This is a genomic window from Rhodopseudomonas sp. BR0C11 (assembly GCF_010820945.1).
Classification (GTDB): Bacteria; Pseudomonadota; Alphaproteobacteria; order Rhizobiales; family Xanthobacteraceae; genus Rhodopseudomonas; species Rhodopseudomonas palustris_H.
The window spans coordinates 1-611 of the sequence record NZ_QTKI01000806.1 but is presented as its reverse complement, the minus strand read 5'-3'; the positions used below and the strand labels follow the sequence as shown (position 1 = coordinate 611).

Sequence of the window (611 nt, the reverse complement as noted above, 5' to 3'; positions counted from 1 at the left end):
GCGAAATCCATCCCGACTATTATCAAATCCCGGTCGCCGACCGGCAGGCCCTGATCGAAGCCGACGAACGCGCCCACCGCGAAGCCGAAGAAGAAAGCGAGCAGCGCTCCAGCCGCCGCCGGTCGCGACATCGCAGCCATCGCCGACGCAACAACGGCGAGCGGGTGCAGAGCGAGATCGTCGAAGCCGTTGCCGACGTTGCGGCCGAGCAGCCGCACGAGGCTGCCGACCATCACGAGGCGCACGAGGTCGAGGCGCACGCCGAGGGCGAGCGCCTGATGCATGAGCTGCCGGAGGGTGAGACCGCCGAGCAGCACGACGCCGCGCACGCCTCCGACGATCACGAGCACCGCCACGTCGAAGCCGCGCCGTCCGAAGCACCCGCTCCGTCCGAGCCCGAGGTGAGCGCTGCAGCCGAGCCCGTCGCGAACGAGCAGCCGGCGGTTGCCGAAGCTCCCGCGCCGGTCGAAGCCCCGCAGGCCGCGGCGTCGCACGACGAGACCGACGCGCACGACGACGACCACGCTGAGGAAGGCGCCGGCTACGCCGAGGACGCGCCGTTCCCGATCGACGATCACCACGAGGCCGACGACGTCCACGAGGCGCACGAC

The 611-nt window shown here is 71.2% G+C and carries 1 protein-coding gene and 1 pseudogene; one reads left to right on the top strand and one right to left on the bottom strand.

Going from position 1 to position 611, the window contains the following annotated elements; genetic code table 11:
- Positions 1 to 284: hypothetical protein (locus DYI24_RS28865; protein ID WP_502706397.1), on the bottom strand; the 284-nt coding region annotated here is incomplete at its 3' end.
- On the opposite strand from DYI24_RS28865, the pseudogene DYI24_RS28860 reads away from it, so the two are divergent.
- Positions 279 to 611, top strand: a pseudogene (locus tag DYI24_RS28860) (hypothetical protein); the annotation flags it as partial. The gene DYI24_RS28865 and the pseudogene DYI24_RS28860 sit on opposite strands and share 6 nt — an antisense overlap.